The organism is Candidatus Methylomirabilota bacterium (assembly GCA_036001065.1).
Classification (GTDB): Bacteria; Methylomirabilota; Methylomirabilia; order Rokubacteriales; family CSP1-6; genus MNEF01.
Genome location: DASYUQ010000236.1, coordinates 17,237 through 33,489, shown reverse-complemented (window position 1 = coordinate 33,489; position 16,253 = coordinate 17,237). Strand labels below are relative to the sequence as shown.

Sequence of the window (16,253 nt, the reverse complement as noted above, 5' to 3'; positions counted from 1 at the left end):
CACGCGAGCCCGGTCACCAGGCCGGGGCACCTCGGCACCGCCACCGCCCTGGAGCAGCGTCGCCACGGAGTAGTTCTCGGAGGCCTCGGTGACCACCAGCCGCCCCAGCGTCGTCTCCGTCCGGCCGAGGAGCTTCTTCGTCGTCGGGTGGTACAGCTCCCGCCCCTCGCGGAAGGCCGTCAGCTCGAGACCGGGTTGCACGCCCTGCGTGCGTCCGCTGGCCAGCGTCACCCGCGCGCCCGAGACCTCGACGACTTCGGTCTCCACGACCGGGAACATGGCCGCCACCTGGTCGGCGAGCACTTTGAACGACGGGGGCGCCGGGGCCTGGGAGGGCGGAGCCGGCTGGCTCAGGACGGGCGGAACCCGGACCAGCGACACGAGCGTCGCCAGCATCAGAAGCGGTCCCAGGGTCGGGCGGAGCCAGGCTAGCACCACAGGGGACTATATCACCGCAGAACAAGCGAGAGGGCATGGTCGCCCATGCCCTCTCCCATCAATCTGGCCAGCCGAACTACCAGGTGATCCGAACCCGAGCCGACAGCTTGTAAGCGTCGTCCGCGTCCTTGCGGGGCCCTGGGGCAGAGGGAGGGACGAACGTCCTGGCGTTGTCGCGCGCGGGGCCGGCGAAGAGATACGCACCGATCAGGTCGAACGCGACATTCGGCGCAAACCGGTAGGTGAAGCCGAGATCCACTTCGGTGCCGAGGTACCTGGAGTCGCCGCCGTTGACCGGAGTGATCCCGTTGGTCTGCGTGACGGTGGGGGCGAGGTTCAGCGCGCCGTCGGTATCCACCTTTTGGTCCGTCCAGTGTGCCGACGTCACCAGGTGCCCGATCAACGCCGGGGTGAACGCGTAATCCGCAGCCACGGCCGCGATGATCCGGCCGTACTTGTCGTAGCTGGGGTTGCCGCCGAGCTTCATGCCGGTCACGGCGCCGCCCTGGAGCGGGAGCTGGTAGTCCACGCCGGCCGATTCCATCTCAGACCATCCCGCAAAATAGATGATCGTTCCGGCGTTGATCGGCTGGTAGTACTTGATGTCCGAGCCGCCGGCACAGACGCCGGGCGCGGGTACGGTCTGCACGCATTGCGTCGCCTTATTGCCCGGGGTCCACACGAACCGCCCCTCGAGGGTCAGCGGCCCCGAACGGAAACCGCCGATCACGTCGAAGATCCACGATCTGATGTCGACCTCGTTCTTGCCGCCCGCCGTCGCTGCGACGGTCTCCTGCGTGCCAAACTGGTAGAGGAACGTGGGCGCGAGCGAAAAGGGGCCGGCCGTCCACCGCACGTCGCCGCCCAATGTGTGGCGGGTCGTGGACTTGTTGGCCTGGGTGGCGGCGGACGGGGCGAATCCGCCCTTCGGCTCTGTCCCGAACGGCGCGGCGCTGTTGTTGCCCTGGTCGTAACGGACAAAGGAGTATGTCGGCTTGACGGTCAGACCCTTGAAGACTTCGACCTCCACGCTCGCCACGATCGCCCAGTCCTCGGTCCCGCCCGGGTTGGTGACGGGGTCGAGGCCCTCGTCGATCTGGGCATAGGAGAGGGTCGACCGGATGTTCGGCGCCCACTGGGTCTCGAGCGTCGCCCCGGGGAAGTCACCGGTGAAGTGGATGCCAGGCTTGTAGTCGTGCCCGCGGGCCGGCTGGCCGCCGAAGCGGCCGATCGACGGCACGGGGATGAACGGCATCAGCGAGCCCGGACCGGTGATGGGCGTTTCCAGGTACAGCCACTTGACCTCGATCTGCCCCTTCTCGTCGGTCTCGATGTCCAGGCCGTTGTTGCCGCTCGGCGCGAGGCTCACGTTCGCGATGCGGCCGTTGGCGAAGTCCATCTCGAGAGCCAGGACGCCCTTCGAGCGGCCCACCTCGCCGGTCAGCGTGAACAGACCGCGCTCCCGCGAGTACCACCCCTTGTCCCTGCCGCCGTCGGTGAGGTCGGCACCCGAGACGTTGTTGTAGATCGTGGTGACGAAGTCGACGAGGCCGTTGATCGTGACCTTGGGAGCGGGGGGTGCGGCCGCCGGTGCCTGTGCCGCGACCGGAGCGGCCCCCATCACGAAGATCGCCATCAGGGCGAGCAGACTTGTCGCGGCTCTTCTCATCGAGCGCCTCCCGGCGATGTGAGTGCGAGAAGCGGGGAGGGCATGGGTCAGAGCTTCATGCCCTCCCCGCCGCTGACATTAACCACGCACTACCGTAAGCGCACTACCAGGTCAGCCGGACCCGCGCCGAGAGCTTGTAGACGTCTTCGGCCTCGCACCGCGCCGAGGCACAAGCCCGGGGTTGAGTCGGGCTCACGGGTCCGTGGTCACGGGCTTCGCCGACGAACAGGTACGCGCCGATCAGATCGAACGCGACGTTCGGCGCGAAGCGGTAGGTGAATCCGAGGTTCCACTCGTTGCCGAGGTAGCGCTTATCACCACTCGACTTCACCGGCACCAGGCTACCCGTCCCAGTCCCGGCGACGAGCGTACTGTTGGTGTCCACCTTCTCGGCAGTCCATTGAACGTTGGTGACGGCGTGAAAGATCAGCGCGGGCGTCAGCGCGTAGTCCAGCGCGGCGCCCAGGGCGATGCGGCCGTACTTGTCGTAGCTCGGCGACCGCCCGAGCTGGTTGCCGCTGTTCTGGCGCAAGCTCAAGTTATAGTCGACGCCGCTGGCCTCGATGTCGGACCAGCCCGCCCAGTAACTCGTGGAGCCGTTGTTGATCACCTCGTAGGTGTTGATGTCCGAGCCACCCGAGCAGACGCCGGGGATGTTCTGCACGCACTCGTTGGCCTTCATGCCGGGCGTGTACATGACGCGCCCTTCGATGGTCAGCGGTCCCGCACGGTAGCCGCCGATGACGTCGAAGATAAAGGTGTTGATGTCCACTTCTTGCGTGCCCGTCGTCCCGGGAATGAGTGCAGATGGTACTTCCTGCTTGCCGAACTGGTAGAGGAAGGTGGGCTGGAACGAGAAGGGACCGGAGGTCCACCGGACGTCTCCGCCGAGGGTGTGGCGGTACGTGAACTTGTTGGCCTGGGCGGCGGCGTTCGGGTCGAAGCCGCCCCGGGCGAACGTGCCGGTATTGCCGCTGCTGTTGCCCTGGTCGTACCTGACGAAAGAGTAGGTCGGCTTGACAGTCAGACCCTTGAAGACGTCGACCTCAACGCTCAACAGGATCGCCCAATCCTCGGTCCCGCCCGGGTTGGTGATTGGATCGAGACCCTCGTCGATCTGGACGTAGGTGAGGGTCGAGCGGAGGTTGGGGGCCCAGGTGGTCTCGAGCGTGACGCCCGGGAAGTCGCCGGTGGCCTGGATGCCGGGCTTGTAGTCGTGGCCGCGGAACGGCTGGCCGCCGAAGCGGCCGATCGACGCCACCGGGATGAACGGCATGAGCGAGCCCGGACCGGTGATCGGGGTCTCGAGGTAGAGCCACTTGACCTCGGCCTGCCCCTTCTCGTCGGTCTCGATGTCGAGACCCTGGTTGCCACCGAACCCGCCGCCCTCGAAGTTCGTGACGGTGCGGCCGTTGTTGAAGTCGAACTCGAGGGCCAGGACGCCCTTCGCCTTGCCGACCTCGCCGGTGATCGTGAAGACACCGCGCTCGCGTGAGTACCACCCTTTGTCGTCGTCATTCGTGATGTCTCTGGCACGACCGGCGCCAACGTCACCTGTGGCGTTTCTGTAGATGGTGGTCACGAAGTCGACCAGGCCGTTGATCGTCACCTTCGGTGCGGGCGCAGCCGGGGCCTGGGCGAAGACCGGCGGGGCCAGCAACCCCAGGATGGCGACCACGGAGAGGACTGCTGTGAGGGTACGCCTCATTACCGCCTCCTCATGTGGTGGGGGTGAGTTGCTCCAAACAGCGTTGCGTAGGGCCCAACACCAACACCAGCACACGCGTAGGACAGCGGGTAAGGTTCTATACCAGGGGGGAGGCCAGGTCAAACGAAAATTACCCACGTCTGGAAAAACTTACAAATCTATCCCCCTTCGCCCAGCGCCCGGAGCTGGCCCACCGCGGCCTGGCCGAACGGCGACTGGGGCGCCAGGTCTCGGGCCCGGCGAAACGCGGCCTTCGCCTCGTCTTTCCGGCCCTCGGCGACGAAGACGAGCCCCAGGTTGTAGTACGCCGCCTCCATCTGCGGCTCGAGGCTCACGGCGAATTTGAGCGCTTGTTCCGCGTCGCGGTATCGCTTCAGGTGGAAGAGCGCCAGGCCGAGGTTCTGGTAGGCGACGTGAGGGACGGCGAGAGTCGGCATCGCGATCGCCCGCCGGTACGCTGCGGCTGCCTCCTCCCAGCGGGAGCTCTCGGCCAGCGCGATGCCGGTATTGAGGTGGGCCTCGGCATAGTGCGGATCGATCTCGGTGGCCTTACGGAACTCGTCGAGCGCCAGGTCGGGGCGCCTCAGCTCCAGGTAGAGCAGGCCGAGGGCGTTGCGATACGTGGCGCCGGTGCCGTCGAGCGCGATCGCCTCCTGGATGGCGTTGAGGGCCAGCGCCGGCTGCTTGTCCCGCATGTGGGCGAGCCCGCGCTCGTAGGAGGCGCGCGCCTGCAGCCGCTGGACCTCGGTCTGCTCCGTGGTCGCGCAGCCGGCCAGCCAGAGGCTCGCGAGCAGCACGGCGAGCCAAACGCGCGGTTGTCTTGACACGTTTCGTCCTCCCCTGTAGCGTTCGGAACTGTGCCGACCTACGAATATCAGTGCGATCAGTGCCATCGCACCTTCGAGATCCGGCAGAGAATCACCGCCGCGCCCCTCACGCGCTGCGAGGCGTGCGGCGGGCCGCTCCGCCGACTGCTGTCCGCCGCGCCGTTCATCCTGAAGGGCAAGGGCTGGTACGTCACCGATTATCCGTCCGAAGCGCGCAAGAAGGCCCTCGAAACCGAAAAGAGCGCCGACAAGACGGACAAGGCCGACAAGAAGGACGCCACATCCGCCGAGAAGTCTAGCACTTCGGCCTCCAAGGAGACGCCGACTCCGTCCAAGGAAACGCCGACTACGAGCGGCTCCGCGGCCGCTTCGTCTTCGCCACCAGCGTCGTCCGGCTGAGCACGACCGGGGTGCCGCGGCGGGCCCGGAGCCTCGCCGCGGCGCTTCCATCGCGGACCACGACCTCGAGCCGGTTCCGCGAGCCCACCAGCGCGCCGGCGCGGCCCGGCGGCAGATCGGCGTAGGTGCCGACGAGGGGCAGGGCGCGGCCCGCGATCCGCACCGTTCCTCCCCCGCCGCGGCCGGCGGCGACCGCCTCGAGGTGACCGGCGTCGATGGAGGTCACCAGGTTTCCGAAGCGATCGATGTGGATGACGGTCCCGGCGACGCCCCCCGCGACCGGGCGCGGCGCCGGCCACGGCAGGCACACGGGATCGCCGACCGGCGGACCGAACCGTTCGGGGGGAACGCCGAGGGCCAGGTGGGCGGCGGCCGGTGCGAAGACGTCACGCCCGTGGAAGGTACGGCTCACCACGGGTAGCCGATACTCCGGTGCCGCCAGCTCGAACGCCGCCCAGCCGCCCCGCGCCAGCAGGGGCGTGAAGAGGCCGTTGTCCGGTCCGACGAAGAGCTGACCGGCCGTGGCCACCACGAGGCCACGGCGGGCGGTGCCGACGCCCGGATCGACGACGGCGACGTGAATCGTGCCCGGGGGAAAGAAGGGCGCGGCGGCCTCGAGCAGAAGCGCGCCCTCGGCAACCTGCTGCGGCTCCACCTCGTGGGTCACGTCGACCAGCTGCACGGCGCGCACGAGGCCGAGGATGACCGCCTTCATCTCCGCGACATAACTGCCCTGGAGGCCGAAGTCCGTCGTGAGCGTGATGATGGGGACCACGACGTCCGACGACTATTCCCCTGGGACGCGGACGAAGCCGGCGATCGAGAAATGTGCGTCAAAGGCAAACGCGTACTGGATGCGTTCCCTTCTCATGACGGCGAAGCTGGTGCCATCCACGAAGCTGAACGGATGCTCGGAATAGCGATGAAGCAGGGCCACCGCCTCTCCCTCAAGCTCCGCGGACACGAAATAACGCTCGAGCCTGGGACTGCGATCGAGAATGTCGAGGAAGCCGCGGGCGGCCGCGTAGCCTTTGGCGGTCCGCAACAAGGTATAGGTCTCTCCCACCACGTGGTTTGTGGTGACCAGGGTCTGGAATCTGGTCAAGAGCTTTGGGAAGGCCTCGCGGGCTCGCCGGTGATACCGATCATCGGTGGTCTGGAGGGCGAACCATGCTCCGGTATCGACGAAAATGCGGGGCGGAGGCACCCCTCACCGCCGCCTCCGCCGCAGTCTCGAGGCGGCGAGATAATCGTCGTGGGCGGCGGAGATGTCAGAACGGCCGACCCTCCCCGCGCGCCCGACGAGCTCGAAGAGCGGATCGCGCTGCCCCCTGGTCTTCCGGCGAAGCACAAGCTCCACGCCTTCTCGAACCAGCCGCGCCTTTGAACTCTGGAGGGCCCTGGCCAGCGCCTCCAGCTTTCTGTCCTGTTCTTCGGTGAGCAGAACCTGAACTCGGGTCATCGCGATACCCCCTGAAATGTTGTGTAGCCAAATTATACACAACAGGGGCCCCGCCACTGTGGAGCGACGCGGGCGACCGCCAGATCCGTTCGACGACATTGACGACCCGTTCTCTCCGGAGTAAGTTCGAGGGCCGCCAGGGTTCCGCCCAAATTATGGCACGAGGGAGGAAGCCCCATGCGATCCATTCTCGCCGCTCTCGCCCTGCTAACCATGGCATCCAGCGCCTACGCCCAGTCCCTGAGCGCGCCCACTTATTCGGTTGGCGACACCTGGACTGTCAAGACCGGCAACGACACTCGCGAAGTCAAAGTGCTCAAGGTCGGCGACGGTGGGACCGTCGACATGCTCGGGTTCCTCTCCGGATGCCCGACCTGTATGGTCCAGCTTGACCGAAACCTCGCGATCCTCGCGGTCCTGGACGGGGCCGGGAAGCCTGCCGACCCGACCAAGATCGATTTCGTGCCGCTCGGGGCCCAGTGGCAGTTCTACAACTTCCCGCTCGAGCCCAAGAAGCGCTGGGAGCACTGCCGCCTTTCTGCGGGGCAGGAGCGAGAACTATGAGCTCAGCAATCGTGTGGAAGGGGTCGAAGACGTCAAGACGCCGGCCGGCACGTTCAAGGCCTACCGGATCGTGCGTGACTGGGTGCTGAAAGGCGGAAGAGCGCAGGTGCGTCACAGCGACTTCAGGTGGCAGACCACCACCTGGTTCGCTCCTGACGTGAAGCTCTTCGTGAAGACCACAACGACTAACCCGCGCGGCCAAGAACAGGAGCTGATGTCGTACAGCCTCAAGTAGCGATGATTGCGGGCGTCGTCAGCCCTCCGTTCGAGCGGCGGCTTCGCCGCCGCAATCCTATCCTGGGGGAGGTCTCGGAGGGGGCCGCCGAGGCCCTCTCCGATGGGTCAGCGGTCGCGATCAACGACGAAGTCCGCGATGAGCGCGAGGATCTCCCGCTCGTCCGACGGCGGGAACGTCTCCAGGTCGGCCTTGGCCGCCTGCGCGTAAGCGGACGCGCGCTCCCGGGCGTACTCGACGCCGTCGTGCTTGAGCACCAGGCGCCGGATCTCCTCGATCTCGGCGGGGGCCAGCGCCCGGCGCTTGAGGAGGCCGCGCACGCGCTCGGCGTCCCACTGAGGGGCGCGGTCCAGCATCGCGATCAGGGGCAGCGTCAGCTTGCCCTCCCGGAGGTCGCTGCCGATCGCCTTGCCCAGCCGGTCCTGGTCGGCGATGAAGTCCAGCGAGTCGTCCGAGATCTGGAACGCCACGCCGACGTCGAGGCCGTAGCGCGTCAGCGCCTCCACCTGGGCCGCGGGGATCCCGCCCAGCAGCGCGCCGATGCGGCAGCACGCCGAGATGAAGGAGGCCGTCTTCTGGGTGATGATCCGGAGGTAGTCCGCCTCCGTCGTCACCCCGCTCCGCTTGCGCTCCAGCTGGAACACCTCCGCCTCGGTCATCGATACCGTGGCGCGGGCCAGCGTCTCCATGACGGCGCGATCGTTGTCGCGCACGAGCATGGCGAAGGATTTCGAGTAGAGGTGATCACCGACGAGGATGGAGGCGTCGTCGCCCCACTGGGCGTTGGCCGATGGCCGCCCCCGCCGGAGCGGCGCCTGGTCCACGACGTCGTCGTGGATCAACGTCGCCGTGTGGAGCAGCTCCACGACGCAGGCCAGCCGCACCGACCGGGGACCGCGGTAGCCGGCCAGGCGCGCCGCCAGCAGCAGGAGCATCGGCCGCAGGCGCTTGCCGCCGGCCCCCGCGATGTAGCCGCCCATCTCCTGGATCAGCGCGACGGGGGAATCGAGCTGGCGGCGGATCTCCGCCTCGACGGTCCGGAGGTCCTCCCCCACCAGCGCAGCGACGCGCTCCTTGAGGACCTGCTCGAGGGTAGGGGTCGGCACGCGCGAGGGGTTACTTGAGGACGACTCGGTCCCGGACCTGGATCTGGGAGCCCGACGCCACCGTTTGGATCTCGGCCACGGAGAACCTCTCCCGCGTCTCGGTGACGCGCGCCGTCCCCACCTCCTCGTCGAGCTCGCCGAGCACCTCGCCGGTCACCGGGTGGACGACGGGAATGCGGTCCCGCCGGAGGCTGATGACGCTGCCGGCGCGCACGCCGTCGGCCGCGGTGAGGTCGATGACGATGCGGGTCGTGTCGACGTAGACGACGTAGCCGCGCTTGGACTCGGGCAGGGCCGAAGTCGTCGCGCGGGTCTCCCCCGTGCGCGCGCCCGGCGCCGCCGCCGGCGCGCTCGCCTCGGCGCGCCCGGTCTCGGCGCGCGGAGCTTCGGCGCGCGCAGCCTCGGCGGGGGGCTGGTACGGCACGCCCTGGCGGGGGCTGATCTTGCCGCCCCCCGGTGGCAGACCGTATTTGGCGACGATCTCCGGCAGCGCGATGATCGCTCGCTGGCCGAGGAACACCGTCTTGAAGGTGGTCGGGACCTTGTCCTCCTCGACCCAGACATATTCCGGCTCGCTGGGCACGTCGCCGAAGCGCGGATTCTTGATGAGCAGCCAGCGGGTCTCGGCGGACTTGAGGGTGACGGAGGGCTCGCCCGGCCCCGGCATGCCCGCGATCGCACGCATCGTGGAGCAGCCGGTGGCCGCGAGGGCGAGCACAACCAGCAGGGTGAGCCGCCCGGTCACCATGGGGGCCTTACGATAGCACAACCCTCAATCCTCCGGCCGTGGCTCCCAGGGGAACCGTTGCTCCTCGGCGACCCCGCCGCTGAGGAGCGGCTGGCGGCGGGACAAGAGCGCCATCCCGGTCACCGCCGAGATCCAGGTGGTGTCCAGATAGATCACGCCGCTGCGCTCGAGGAGCACGGGCACCAGCCAGCCGGAGACCTCGAGGTTCCGGGCGACACGGACCGCCCGCTCCGGGCGCGCCAGCACCTGCTCGACGCTCACCCTGCCGCTGGCGAACATGTCGCTCACCGCGAGGGGGTCGACCACCTGGAAGCGCTTCGAGCGCTCGAGAACGCTGGCGATGAGATAGGGGACGCGGCGGACGTCGGCGTTGCCGTTCGTGAGGTCGAGGACGGGCGTGATGGCGATCCGGATCCGCGCGCGGCTGATGCGCACGCCGTCGGCGACCCGCGGCCGGGGCTGGTCGGGGAGCGGGATGAACACGCCTTCCGAGAACTCCTTGTCGACGCGCCGGGTCTGCGCCCAGCCGAGCACATCCTCGTAATGGCCGAGCACCTTGCCCGTGAACGGGTGAAGGAAGGGCTCGCCCTTGCGGAAGACCGTCAGCTCCTGGCCCGCCTGCGCGCCCGCGGCCTCACCCAGATCCGTGTAGATCAGGTCGCCGTCGACGGAGACCACGACGCCTTCCAGCGGCTGGGCGGCCTTGACGAAGTCGGCGGCCATGAGCACGAAGGTCGCGCCGACCCGATCGGCCAGCCCCGCCGCCGCCGGAGCGGCCAGGGCCAGGCCGCCGGCGAGCAAGGCGAGCGCCAGCCGCGCCCGCGGGCGCCCCATCAGAACGTGACCGAGGGCTGGTGGGTCCCGAAGACGCCACGCAGCCGCTCGCAGATCTCGCCCAGCGTGACCGACGCCTCGACGGCGTCGACGATGAGCGGCATGAGGTTGGCCCCCGCCCGCGCGCCGGGCTCGAGGGCGTCGAGCGCCCGCAGAGCCGCGTCGCGGGGGCGGCCCGCCCGGAAGCGGGCGACCCGCTGGGCGAGGGCCTCGCCGATGCCGGCGTCGAGCTGGAACAGGTTCGCCGGCGGCGGGTCTTCGGTGACGAACTCGTTGACGCCGACGACGATGCGGGCCTTGTCCTCCACCTCGCGCTGGTAGCGATACGCCGCGTCCTGGATCTCGCGCTGCATGAAAGCCACCGCCGCCACCGAGCCACCCAGGTCGTCGATCTTCTGGATGTACGCCTCCGCCGCCGCCTCGATGTCGCGGGTCAGCCGCTCCACGACGAACGCCCCCCCCAGGGGATCGGCGGTGTCGGCGACGCCGGACTCGTAGGCCAGGATCTGCTGGGTCCGCAGCGCGATGCGGACGGCGCGCTCGGTCGGCAGCGCCAGCGCCTCGTCCATCGAGTTGGTGTGCAGCGACTGGCAGCCGCCCAGCACGGCGGCCAGCGCCTGCACCGCCACCCGCACGATGTTGTTCTCCGGCTGCTGGGCCGTGAGCATGCTGCCGGCCGTCTGGGCGTGGAAGCGCAGCATCAGCGAGCGCGGGTCGCGGGCCCCGAAGCGGTCGCGCATGAGACGGGCCCAGAGACGACGCGCCGCCCGGAACTTCGCAACCTCCTCGACGAGGTTGTTGTGGGCGTTGAAGAAGAACGAGAGCTGGGGCGCGAACTCGTCCACGGCCAACCCGGCGCTGAGCGCCGCCTGGACGTAGGCCACGGCGTTGGCGAGCGTGAACGCGACCTCCTGGACCGCGGTGCAGCCCGCCTCGCGCATGTGATAGCCCGAGATCGAGATGGTGTTCCAGCGGGGCACGCGGTCCCGGCAGTAGGCGAACATGTCGGTCACCAGCCGCATCGAGGGGCCGGGCGGGAAGATGTACGTGCCCCGGGCGATGTACTCCTTGAGGATGTCGTTCTGGGTGGTGCCGGCCAGACGCTCCGGCGGCACGCCCTGCCGCCGGCCCACCACGATGTAGAGGGCGAGGAGGATGGACGCGGTGGCGTTGATGGTCATCGACGTCGACACACGGCCGAGCGGGATGCCCTCGAAGAGATCGGCCATGTCGTCGACGCCGGCGATCGACACGCCCACCTTGCCCACTTCCCCGTAGGCCAGGGGCGAGTCGGGATCGTGCCCCATCTGGGTGGGCAGGTCGAAGGCCACGCTGAGGCCCGTCTGGCCCTGCTCGAGGAGGAAGCGGTAGCGCTTGTTCGTCTCGGCCGCCGAGCCGAAGCCGGCGTACTGCCGCATCGTCCACAGCCGGCCGCGGTACATCGTCGGGTGGATGCCGCGCGTGAAGGGAAACTCCCCGGGCGCGCCCAGTGCCCCGCCGCGGCCCTCCTCCGGAACATCGGCGGGCCCGTAGGCGGGCTTCAGCGGCGCGGCCCAGGACGTCGTGAAGAGCCCCTTGCGCTCCCGGCCCCGGTCCGTCATAGGGGGATGTTCCCGTGTTTCTTGGGCGGGTTGGCGTCCCGCTTGGTGTGGGTCAGCTCCAGCGCGGCGATGAGCCGCGCGCGCGTGTCCCGGGGCTCGATGACCTCGTCGACGTAGCCGCGCTCCGCGGCCACCCAGGGGTTGGCGAACTTCTCATGGTACTCGCGCGTCGTGGCCTCCCTGAACGCGGCTGAGTCCGGCGCTGCCTCCAGCTCCCGGCGGTAGAGAATGCTCACCGCCCCGTCGGGGCCCATGACGGCGATCTCGGCGGTCGGGTACGCGAAGTTCGCATCGCCGCGGACGTGCTTGGAGGACATGACGCAGTAGGCGCCGCCGTACGCCTTGCGGGTGATGACGGTGAGCTTGGGCACGGTCGCCTCGCAGAAGGCGTAGAGGAGCTTGGCCCCGTGCTTGATGATGCCGCCGTGCTCCTGCGCCGTGCCCGGCAGGAAGCCCGGCACGTCCTCGAACGTCACCAGCGGGATGTTGAAGCAGTCGCAGAAGCGCACGAAGCGCGCGGCCTTCACCGAGGCGTTGATGTCGAGGCAGCCGGCCAGGTGGGCCGGCTGGTTGGCGACGATACCGACGGGCCGGCCGCCCAGCCGCCCGAAGCCGACGATGATGTTCGGAGCGAAAGCCGCGTGGACTTCGAGGAAATAGTGATCATCGACGACCGTCCGGATGATCGTCGACATGTCATACGCCCGGTGGGGCTGGTCGGGCACGATCGACTGCAGCGCTTCGTCGCGCCGATCGACGGGATCGAGCGTGGGTCGGAGCGGCGGGTCCTCCATGTTGTTCGGAGGCAGGAAGGTCAGCAGCTCGCGGATGAGGGCCAGGCATTCCTCCTCGCTGTCCGCCGCAAAATGGGCCACGCCGGAGATCGTGCCGTGGGTCGTCGCGCCGCCCAGCTCCTCGGCCGAGACGGTCTCGTGGGTGACCGCCTTGATGACGTCGGGCCCCGTCACGAACATGTATGACGTGTTCTGGACCATGAACGTGAAGTCGGTGATGGCCGGCGAGTACACGGCCCCACCCGCGCAGGGGCCCAGGATCGCCGAGATCTGCGGCACCACGCCCGAGGCCAGGGTATTGCGGAGGAAGATGTCGGCGTACCCCGCCAGGGAGACCACGCCCTCCTGGATGCGGGCGCCGCCCGAGTCGTTGAGCCCGATGATCGGCGCCCCTGTCTTCATCGCCAGGTCCATGACCTTGCAGATCTTGCGCGCGTACGCTTCCGACAGCGAGCCGCCGAACACGGTGAAGTCTTGGGCGAAGACGAACACCGGCCGGGCGTGGACCCGGCCGGAGCCGGTGACGACGCCGTCGCCGGGGATCTTCTGCTCCGCCATGCCGAAGTCATGGCACTGGTGCACGACGAACTTGTCGATCTCCATGAACGACCCCGGATCCAGGAGCAGGTCGAGGCGCTCGCGCGCCGTCTTCTTGCCCGCCTTGTGCTGCCGCCGGACGCGCTCCTCCCCGCCCGCCAGCTCGGCCTGAGCGTGGCGCCGGTGCAGCTCGTCGAAGCGTTCCTGGAGAGACATCAGGCTCCCGCGTTAGGCTTTGGTTGGGGGAAGCTCAGACACCCCGCGACCAATCGGCGCGATTATAGGGACCGCCTGCTCACCAAGTCAATGAATTTATTGACTTTCGCGGGGCGATCTGACGATAATTCGGGTCCATGCAACTCTGGGCGCAGGCCGTCATCATAGCGTGCGTGGTCGCCGTCACGGTGGCGCTCGTCCCCTTGCTGGTGGCCTTGCGGCGGGCCGCCGAGCGGGCCGACCGCGTGCTGGCCATCGCCGAGCAGGAGCTGCGACCGCTGGTGAGCCAGCTCCAGGCGCTCGTCGACGACCTCAGGCTGATGAGCGGGGAGGTCCGCGGCGAGGTGGGGCGCCTGGGGGCGCTGGCCGAACAGGCCCAGGGGCTCTCGGACGGGCTCAGTCGCGTCATGAGCGCCATCGCCGGGCTCACGCGGGCGGGTCAGCTCGTGGGCGTGGCCGCCAGCATCAAGACCGGCCTCGACGTGTTCCTTCACCGGCTGCGCAAGCAGCAAGGAGAAAACCATGAGTAACGAAAAGGGCGACCCGGGAGGTTATCTGGGCTGGTTCTTCTTCGGCGCCGCGCTGGGCGCCGCGCTCGCCTACCTGACGACGCCGCGCACCGGGAGCCAGGCGCGCGAGCTCCTCACCGAGCGGAGCGGTGACGTCGCCAAGCGTGCGCAGGAGTGGGCGACCCAGGCCCAGACCCAGGCCGGCGAGTGGCTCGACAAGAGCCGCGAGATGTTCGAGGACCAGACGCAGCGCCTCATCACGGCGTTCGAGGCGGGCAAGGAAGCGATGCGGGAAGAGATCAAGAAGTGGTCGACGTCGGCGCGTGGCTGAGGTCGAGCTGCCCGGTCTGGAGGAGCTCGAGGACAAGCGCGACAAGGCGTTCAGCCGACGCGTCGCCCTGACCACTGCCATCTACGCGGTGGCCCTGGCCATCGCCCAGCAGCAGTCCTCTGACCAGTGGGCTTTCTACCAGGCGAAGGTCATCCGCGAGCACCATTACCGGGCCCAGAAGCTGATGCTCGAGGCCCAGCTCACCGAGCCGTCCAGCCTCAAGGGGCCGGAGCGGGCGCGGTTCGAGGCACTGGCCCGGACCTTCGCCGACGAGGAGAAGCGCTACAACGCCGAGAAGAAGGACCTCGAGAAGGACGCCCGGAAGCTCGAGAAGGAGCGCGATCACCACCGCGCGAAGGACCCCTACTTCGATTACGCCGAGGTCCTTCTCCAGATCGGCATCGTAACGGCCTCGGTCTCCATCCTGTCGGCCTCGCGCCCCATGTTCTGGTTCTCGCTGGCACTGGCCATTCTCGGCGCGTTGCTGACGATCAACGGGTTCACGCTCCTGGTCAAGGTCCCCCTCCTGCACGAGGCCCACTAGTGCCGTTCCAACTATTCGCGCCTAGGAAGGCACCGTGTACGTCGTTCGTGGACAGATTTAGTATCAACAAGTTGGAACGGCACTAGTCCATCGGAGGGGGCGAGACGCCCCCTCCGATTCCTCCCCACTTCGTCTCGTTGCGCCGGCAAAGCCGGCGCTCGAACGCGAACTAGATGTGGATGGCCTGGCCGAGGGCGCCGAGCGTCGCCTCCAGCGCCGCCTCGGACAGCGTCGGATGCGCGTGAATGGTGTGGATGATCTCCTCGAGTGTCGCCTCCAGGGTGCGTCCGACGGCAAACTCGTGGATCACCTCGGTCGCTTCGGGCCCCAGGATGTGGACGCCCAGGATCTCGCCGGTCGCCTTGTCGGCGACGACCTTGACGAACCCTTCCGTGTCGCCGAGGGCCGCGGCCTTGCCGCTGGCGGTGAACGGGAACTTGCCCACGGTGATCTCACGGCCGTTCCCTTTTGCCCGCGCTTCCGTCAGCCCGATCGAGGCGATCTGGGGGCGACAGTAGGTGCAGGACGGCACGTTGGTATAGTCGATCGGCCGCGGCTCCCGGCCCGCGATGGCCTCGGCGGCGACGACGCCCTCGGCCATCGCCTTATGGGCGAGGAGCGGCGGGCCGGCCATGTCGCCGATGGCGTAGACGCCCTGGACCGACGTCTCCATCCGCGGCGACACCTTCACGAAGCCGCGATCGAGCGCGACACCGAGCGTTTCCAGCCCCAGCCCCTTCACCTTCGCGGCTCGCCCTACCGCCATCAAGATCTGCTCGGCCTCGAACCGGCCGCCGTCCGTCTCGACGACGACGCCGGCGCCACCGGGCTTGACGGAGGTCACCTTCACGCCGGTCTTGAGGGTCATGCCGCGGCGACCGAACGAGCGCGCGAGCTGGCTCGAGACCTCCTCGTCCTCCACCGGGACGAGGCGCGGCAGCGCCTCGAGGATCGTCACCTGGGTGCCGTAGGAGGCGTAGACGTCGGCGAACTCGACGCCGACCGCGCCGGCGCCGATGACGACGAGCGACTTCGGCGCGCGCTCCTGCCTCACGGCGCCGTTGGACGAGAGGACGGCCTTCTCGTCGATGCCGACGCCGGGCAGCGACTTCGGCTCCGAGCCCGTGGCTAGGATCAGCGCCCGCGCCTCGATGGTCTCGGTCCCCCGCACGCCCTTGAGCTCGACGGTCGTCGGGCTCCGGAGCGTGCCGGTGCCGGGCAGCAGCGTGATCTTGTTCTTCCGGAAGAGGAACTCCACGCCCTTGGCCATCCGGTCGGCGACCTGGCGGCTCCGCTTCACGGCCTCCGCGTAGTCGGCCTGAAAGCCCTGCACGCGGATACCGAACTCCGCGGCGCGCTCGAAGAGGTGGACGACCTCGGCGTTACGCAAGAGCGCCTTGGTCGGGATGCAGCCCCAGTTGAGGCAGACGCCGCCGGGGCGGTCGTCCTCGACCGCGGCGACGCTGAGCCCGAGCTGTGCGCAGCGGATGGCCGCGACGTACCCGCCGGGTCCGGTGCCGATGACGGCGACGTCGACCTTATGCGCTGCCATGACGCTCGTGCGGCTGCTGCGCGACGGAAGCACGGATGCCGTCAGAGCGGCGACGGATGACGAAGGAGAGAGGCACGGGGCCGAGGCCGCGGGGGGTCCGCCGACCCGTTCGCGCCGAGAGGGACGACGCGCACCGCGCTGTATGGAAAACGCGAACGGTGACTCCGCGCCTAAGCTCG

18 protein-coding genes are annotated in these 16,253 nt (G+C 68.6%); 6 read left to right on the top strand and 12 right to left on the bottom strand.

The window, feature by feature from the left end; genetic code table 11:
• From VGV13_22730 to VGV13_22715, 4 genes are all read right to left on the bottom strand, one after another.
• On the bottom strand, window positions 1-396 hold a 396-nt coding region (locus VGV13_22730), incomplete at its 3' end, for a hypothetical protein (protein ID HEV8643893.1).
• Window positions 397-514: 118 nt separating this feature from the next.
• A complete protein-coding gene (locus tag VGV13_22725; protein HEV8643892.1) occupies window positions 515-2,107 on the bottom strand; it encodes a hypothetical protein in 1,593 nt (530 codons plus the stop codon).
• A 103-nt stretch (window positions 2,108-2,210) separates the two neighbouring features.
• The gene (locus VGV13_22720) at window positions 2,211-3,815 is read right to left on the bottom strand and encodes a hypothetical protein (GenBank protein ID HEV8643891.1); all 1,605 of its coding nucleotides are present in this window, start codon (window positions 3,813-3,815) and stop codon (window positions 2,211-2,213) included.
• Window positions 3,816-3,973: 158 nt separating this feature from the next.
• Window positions 3,974-4,642, bottom strand: coding sequence for a tetratricopeptide repeat protein (locus VGV13_22715; protein ID HEV8643890.1), 669 nt, complete (start codon window positions 4,640-4,642; stop codon window positions 3,974-3,976).
• A 30-nt stretch (window positions 4,643-4,672) separates the two neighbouring features.
• On the opposite strand from VGV13_22715, the gene VGV13_22710 reads away from it, so the two are divergent.
• Window positions 4,673-5,041, top strand: coding sequence for a zinc ribbon domain-containing protein (locus tag VGV13_22710; GenBank protein HEV8643889.1), 369 nt, complete (start codon window positions 4,673-4,675; stop codon window positions 5,039-5,041).
• Here VGV13_22710 and VGV13_22705 read toward each other — a convergent pair.
• Window positions 4,989-5,816 carry an SAM-dependent chlorinase/fluorinase gene (locus VGV13_22705; GenBank protein HEV8643888.1) on the bottom strand — a complete coding sequence of 276 codons (828 nt, stop codon included), beginning with the start codon at window positions 5,814-5,816 and terminating at the stop codon, window positions 4,989-4,991. The genes VGV13_22710 and VGV13_22705 overlap by 53 nt on opposite strands.
• 12 nt (window positions 5,817-5,828) lie before the next feature.
• On the bottom strand, window positions 5,829-6,248 hold the full coding sequence (locus VGV13_22700) for a PIN domain-containing protein (GenBank protein ID HEV8643887.1): 420 nt from the start codon (window positions 6,246-6,248) through the stop codon (window positions 5,829-5,831).
• Window positions 6,249-6,680: 432 nt separating this feature from the next.
• On the opposite strand from VGV13_22700, the gene VGV13_22695 reads away from it, so the two are divergent.
• Both VGV13_22695 and VGV13_22690 read left to right on the top strand, forming a co-directional pair.
• Window positions 6,681-7,067, top strand: a complete 387-nt coding sequence (locus tag VGV13_22695) for a hypothetical protein (GenBank protein ID HEV8643886.1) — start codon at window positions 6,681-6,683, stop codon at window positions 7,065-7,067.
• 13 nt (window positions 7,068-7,080) lie between these two features.
• The gene (locus tag VGV13_22690) at window positions 7,081-7,302 is read left to right on the top strand and encodes a hypothetical protein (GenBank protein ID HEV8643885.1); all 222 of its coding nucleotides are present in this window, start codon (window positions 7,081-7,083) and stop codon (window positions 7,300-7,302) included.
• A gap of 107 nt (window positions 7,303-7,409) precedes the next feature.
• On the opposite strand, the gene VGV13_22685 is transcribed toward VGV13_22690, so the two are convergent.
• From VGV13_22685 to VGV13_22665, 5 genes are read right to left on the bottom strand one after another with little or no spacing between them, the layout of a single operon-like run.
• A complete protein-coding gene (locus VGV13_22685; protein ID HEV8643884.1) occupies window positions 7,410-8,408 on the bottom strand; it encodes a polyprenyl synthetase family protein in 999 nt (332 codons plus the stop codon).
• A 10-nt stretch (window positions 8,409-8,418) separates the two neighbouring features.
• On the bottom strand, window positions 8,419-9,156 hold the full coding sequence (locus VGV13_22680) for a hypothetical protein (GenBank protein ID HEV8643883.1): 738 nt from the start codon (window positions 9,154-9,156) through the stop codon (window positions 8,419-8,421).
• Window positions 9,157-9,180: 24 nt separating this feature from the next.
• On the bottom strand, window positions 9,181-9,990 hold the full coding sequence (locus tag VGV13_22675; GenBank protein ID HEV8643882.1) for a hypothetical protein: 810 nt from the start codon (window positions 9,988-9,990) through the stop codon (window positions 9,181-9,183).
• On the bottom strand, window positions 9,990-11,591 hold the full coding sequence (locus VGV13_22670) for a methylmalonyl-CoA mutase family protein (GenBank protein HEV8643881.1): 1,602 nt from the start codon (window positions 11,589-11,591) through the stop codon (window positions 9,990-9,992). Before VGV13_22670 ends, VGV13_22675 begins: the two co-directional genes overlap by 1 nt.
• Window positions 11,588-13,138 carry an acyl-CoA carboxylase subunit beta gene (locus tag VGV13_22665; protein ID HEV8643880.1) on the bottom strand — a complete coding sequence of 517 codons (1,551 nt, stop codon included), beginning with the start codon at window positions 13,136-13,138 and terminating at the stop codon, window positions 11,588-11,590. The genes VGV13_22670 and VGV13_22665 overlap by 4 nt, the downstream gene beginning before the upstream one ends.
• Before the next feature lie 137 nt (window positions 13,139-13,275).
• Here VGV13_22665 and VGV13_22660 point away from each other — a divergent pair, with 137 nt between their 5' ends.
• Genes VGV13_22660 through VGV13_22650 form a run of 3 tightly spaced genes read left to right on the top strand, consistent with a single transcriptional unit; the run spans window position 13,276 to window position 14,522 of the window.
• Window positions 13,276-13,668 (top strand): hypothetical protein, encoded by a 393-nt coding sequence (locus VGV13_22660; protein HEV8643879.1) that lies wholly within the window; start codon window positions 13,276-13,278, stop codon window positions 13,666-13,668.
• Window positions 13,661-13,978, top strand: a complete 318-nt coding sequence (locus VGV13_22655; protein ID HEV8643878.1) for a YtxH domain-containing protein — start codon at window positions 13,661-13,663, stop codon at window positions 13,976-13,978. Before VGV13_22660 ends, VGV13_22655 begins: the two co-directional genes overlap by 8 nt.
• On the top strand, window positions 13,971-14,522 hold the full coding sequence (locus tag VGV13_22650; protein HEV8643877.1) for a DUF4337 domain-containing protein: 552 nt from the start codon (window positions 13,971-13,973) through the stop codon (window positions 14,520-14,522). The genes VGV13_22655 and VGV13_22650 overlap by 8 nt, the downstream gene beginning before the upstream one ends.
• Before the next feature lie 169 nt (window positions 14,523-14,691).
• On the opposite strand, the gene lpdA is transcribed toward VGV13_22650, so the two are convergent.
• Window positions 14,692-16,074 (bottom strand): dihydrolipoyl dehydrogenase, encoded by a 1,383-nt coding sequence (lpdA, locus tag VGV13_22645; protein HEV8643876.1) that lies wholly within the window; start codon window positions 16,072-16,074, stop codon window positions 14,692-14,694.
• Between the last annotated feature and the right edge of the window lie 179 nt (window positions 16,075-16,253).